This is a genomic window from Streptomyces sp. NPDC056128, from assembly GCF_042263835.1.
Lineage (GTDB): Bacteria > Actinomycetota > Actinomycetes > Streptomycetales > Streptomycetaceae > Streptomyces.
Window position 1 is genome coordinate 1 of record NZ_JBHJVQ010000073.1, and the last position, 3,709, is coordinate 3,709.

At 65.7% G+C, this 3,709-nt stretch carries 4 protein-coding genes; all 4 read left to right on the forward strand.

Features of this window, described 5'->3' with window-relative positions:
• The first annotated feature begins 470 nt into the window (after window positions 1–470).
• The 4 genes from ltrA (at window position 471) to ACFC1X_RS40615 (ending at window position 3,251) form a co-directional block, all read left to right on the forward strand.
• On the forward strand, window positions 471–1,970 hold the full coding sequence (gene ltrA, locus ACFC1X_RS40600; protein WP_376364755.1) for a group II intron reverse transcriptase/maturase: 1,500 nt from the start codon (window positions 471–473) through the stop codon (window positions 1,968–1,970).
• Window positions 1,963–2,598: a transposase gene (locus tag ACFC1X_RS40605; RefSeq protein WP_376364757.1), complete on the forward strand. Its 636-nt coding sequence runs from the start codon at window positions 1,963–1,965 to the stop codon at window positions 2,596–2,598. Before ltrA ends, ACFC1X_RS40605 begins: the two co-directional genes overlap by 8 nt.
• A 5-nt stretch (window positions 2,599–2,603) precedes the next feature.
• Entirely contained in the window at window positions 2,604–2,894 is a 291-nt protein-coding gene (locus ACFC1X_RS40610) for a hypothetical protein (RefSeq protein ID WP_376364763.1), read from the forward strand.
• A gap of 63 nt (window positions 2,895–2,957) precedes the next feature.
• Window positions 2,958–3,251, forward strand: coding sequence for a putative quinol monooxygenase (locus ACFC1X_RS40615; protein WP_376364760.1), 294 nt, complete (start codon window positions 2,958–2,960; stop codon window positions 3,249–3,251).
• Window positions 3,252–3,709 lie beyond the last annotated feature (458 nt).

The window sequence follows — 3,709 nt, forward strand, 5'->3', positions numbered from 1 at the left end:
GAGACGACACTCGGGCCCTCCGCCTGCACGGACTCAACTCACGGCACGGAAACAGGCCACCGACTACGTCGGCGGCCCGTCACGAAACTTCGAGGTTAACGACTACACCGGCTCGAAACCTGGTGGATCTGGGCCGGAAGCGGTGCACACTCGCTGCCCGAGGGCGGCGGGGAACTCCTTGGCCGGTATTTCGAAGCCGTTCGGGAAGCCACGAGGAAGGTCTACGGCGTACTCGTGGCGATGCCGCAGGGACACAGTCGGGCTCCTACTCCAACAAGCGAATCGCAGCGAACACGGGAACCGCCCGTTCTCAACTCCCCTGTCGTGCACGGCCAGTGCCTGGTCGGGGATGGGCGCATCGACCGCCGAACGGTCCGGGCGGGGCGGAGCCGCCGTAGTACTCCGAGCCGGGGAGAGCCCGTGCACATGGGGAAGGGCGGCAGCGGTTTCGAGGAGGGAAGGAGACTGCAATGCCGAAAGACGCACCGCGGAACAGCGGCGCTCTGCTGGAGGTGGACCCGGTGGATCCGCGCCAGCGGGTATCGGAGATGCAGGCCAAGCTTCACCGTTGGGCGGCGGCCGATCCCGGCCGCCGGTTCGATGATCTGTTCAACCTCGTGCACGACCCGGCGACGCTGCTCGTGGCGTTCGAACGGGTCGCCGGCAACCGGGGAGCCCGCACTCCCGGCGTCGACAACCTTACAGCCGCCGATGTCGAGGAGCGAAGTGGGGTCCTCGGGTTCCTGGACGACCTACGGGCCCAGCTCAAACAGGGCTCGTTCCGGCCGCTACCGGTGCGGGAACGCAAGATTCCAAAACCGGGTGGGTCGGGGAAGGTTCGGCGGCTGGGCATTCCAGTGATCGCCGACCGAGTCGTCCAGGCCGCGCTGAAGCTGGTCCTGGAGCCGATCTTCGAGGCCGACTTCAAGCCGGTCTCCTACGGATTCCGGCCCAAGCGGCGAGCTCAGGACGCGATTGCCGAGATCCACTTCTATGGCACCCACGGCTATCGGTGGGTGCTGGACGCGGACATCGCAGCGTGCTTCGACGAGATCGATCACGCCGCGCTGATGGACCGCGTTCGGAAGAGGATCAAGGACAAACGGGTACTGGCACTGGTGAAGGCATTCCTGAAATCCGGCCTCCTCACGGAGCTCGGAGAGCGTCAGGAGACATTCACCGGCACACCGCAAGGGGGCATCATCTCCCCTCTCCTGGCGAACATCGCCCTGTCGGCGCTCGATGAGCACCTGCACCGGGCGTGGGAACCAGACGGAGAGCTGTCCACCAGCGGTCGGCGCGAACGACGGGGAGCCAAGGGCCTGCCCTCGTGGCGGCTGGTCCGCTACGCGGACGACTTCCTCGTCCTGGTCAAAGGGACCAGACAGGACACCGAGGCACTGCGCGAGGAGGTCGCCCAGGTCCTCGCACCAATGGGGTTGCGGCTCTCGGAACCCAAGACTCAACTGGTGCACCTGAGCGAGGGGTTCGACTTCCTGGGGTTCCACATCCAGTGGCGCCGCAAACGCGGAACGGACAAGTGGTACGTCTACACCTTCATCGCCGACCGACCTCTGCGGTCGGTGAAAGCGAAGATCCGTACCCTCACCCACAGAACGTCGCAGCAGGACCTGGCCGTGGTGCTGGTGAACCTCAACCAGGTCACACACGGATGGGCCAACTATTTCAGGCATGCCGTTGCGAAGCGCACCTTCAGCAAGCTGGACAACCTCGTCTGGTGGCGAGTCATCCGGCTGCTGCAACAGCGGCATCACTGGAACTGGTCGGACGTTCGCAGACGGCTCACCACCCCCACCGGGCGGTGGCTGCCGATCAGCGCGGGCGAGATCGAGTTGCGGAAGATCAGCGCGATCCCGGTCACCCGGTATCGCTACCGCGGCAACACGATCCCCACCCCCTGGACCCTGCAACCAACTGACGGCAGAGACCGTGGAGAGCCCGTTGCCTAGTAATAGGCACGGCGGGTTCGGCGAGAGGTCCGGGGAAACGGGCCGGGAGCAATCCCGGCACCGCGCCCCGGGCCTACTCAGCGACGAGGCCGGGCAGTCGCTGACGCCGCCACGGGCCAGGACCTGGGGCCGGGTCGGCCGCACCCCGGTGGTCAGGGTCCGCGGCCGGGGAAGCGGCCGCCTGTCCATGGTGGGCATGTGCTGCTTCAAGCCGGGGTCCAGGTCGCGGCTGATCTACGGCCTGCGCGAGTACCGGGGCCGCACGGACGAGCCGAAGGGCTTCGGCTGGAAGGACTTCTGCCGTCTCCTGGCCCGGGCCCGGATCCAGCTCGGCGGCTCGATCGTGCTGGTCTGGGACAACGTCCGCCTGCACCTAACCCGCGGCATGCGGGAGTTCATCGAGAAGAACGCCGACTGGCTGACCGTGTTCCAGCTGCCCACTTACGCCCCGGACCTCAACCCGCAAGAGGGCATCTGGTCTCTGGTCAAACGCGAGATCGGCAACCTTGCGGCCGCCGATCTCTCCCAGGTCACCCGAGCCGTCAAGCGCAAGCTGAAGCAGGTCCAGTACCGGCCCGACGTGGTCGACGGCTGCCTCGCCGGCACCGGGCTGACCATGAACGACTGACCGACATCACGAATTCAAGTTCTGGTAGCTGTGCGGTGGCCGCTGTGACGGTGGAGGCGTCGCCCGAGCAGCCCGCGCTGGCTGCGGCGGCGGGTGCGGCGTTCCGATCATGGATCGATGTCCTCGAAGCGAGACTCTGCCAAGTCGGAGTCGCACCGCCGCAAGCGAGCGCCAACGCGCGGTTGATGATCACGTTCCTGGAGGGGAGCCTCATCCTGGCTCGAGCGGCGGGCACGGTTGCTGTCTTCGAGCAGAGTGCGTCGGCGTTGTTGCGAGTGCTCACTGAAGAGTGTTGACTAGTACGTCCGTACTAGTTACGGTGAGTGAGTCTGATCGCATTACCCTCTGGGAGTCTCTTCATGACTGTTGCGTCGGTCTTCGATATGCACTTCTCGCCTGAATCTACAGAGGAGGGCGTGGGTCTCGCTCTTGCCATCGGGGCCGACATGCCCGCAACCGCAGGTTGCACCGGCTACGACGTCATCCGAGACCTGGCCGACCCTGGTCACGTTGTGATCGTCACGCGCTGGAACACCCGGAGTGAGGGCGAAACCGTACTCAGCTCCTATGTGCAGGATTCGAAAATCAGCCGCGTCGCAGAGCTGCTGGGGCAAGCTCCCACCGGATTCCTTGGTGACGTCATCAGCAAGTAATCTGCGTACCGGCACGGCGTTCATGCACCGCGAGGCCGTTGAGGTGCCGCAGGAGCGTGCGGAAACCCCTGCCGCTAGTGGACGGCAAGCGCAGGGTCGGAGTCATGAACGTCACGCTCGATGACGACGGCCGGCGGCTGTTGCTCCGCCTCGTCGGCTGGTCGCCGACACGACCGGCCGGTGCACGTCATCGTCGGCGGCCGTGGTCGAGACGCTGCCGCGCCCATCCCACCGGAGCCACCAGCCCGGATCGGCGGTGTCCGCACCTGCGCACACAGCGATCATCTCTCCTGATGTTTCTCCGTGATCCCGGACAGGTGATTGTTATGCCGCGAGGGTGTGCTGATGGCGCTGTCTGGTCTCGGCGGGGGTGAGGTAGCCGAGAGTCTTGTGTTTGCGCAGGCGGCGGTGGTTGTAGAAGGTCTGGATGAGGGAGAAGATCTCGGCTCGGGTGGTGG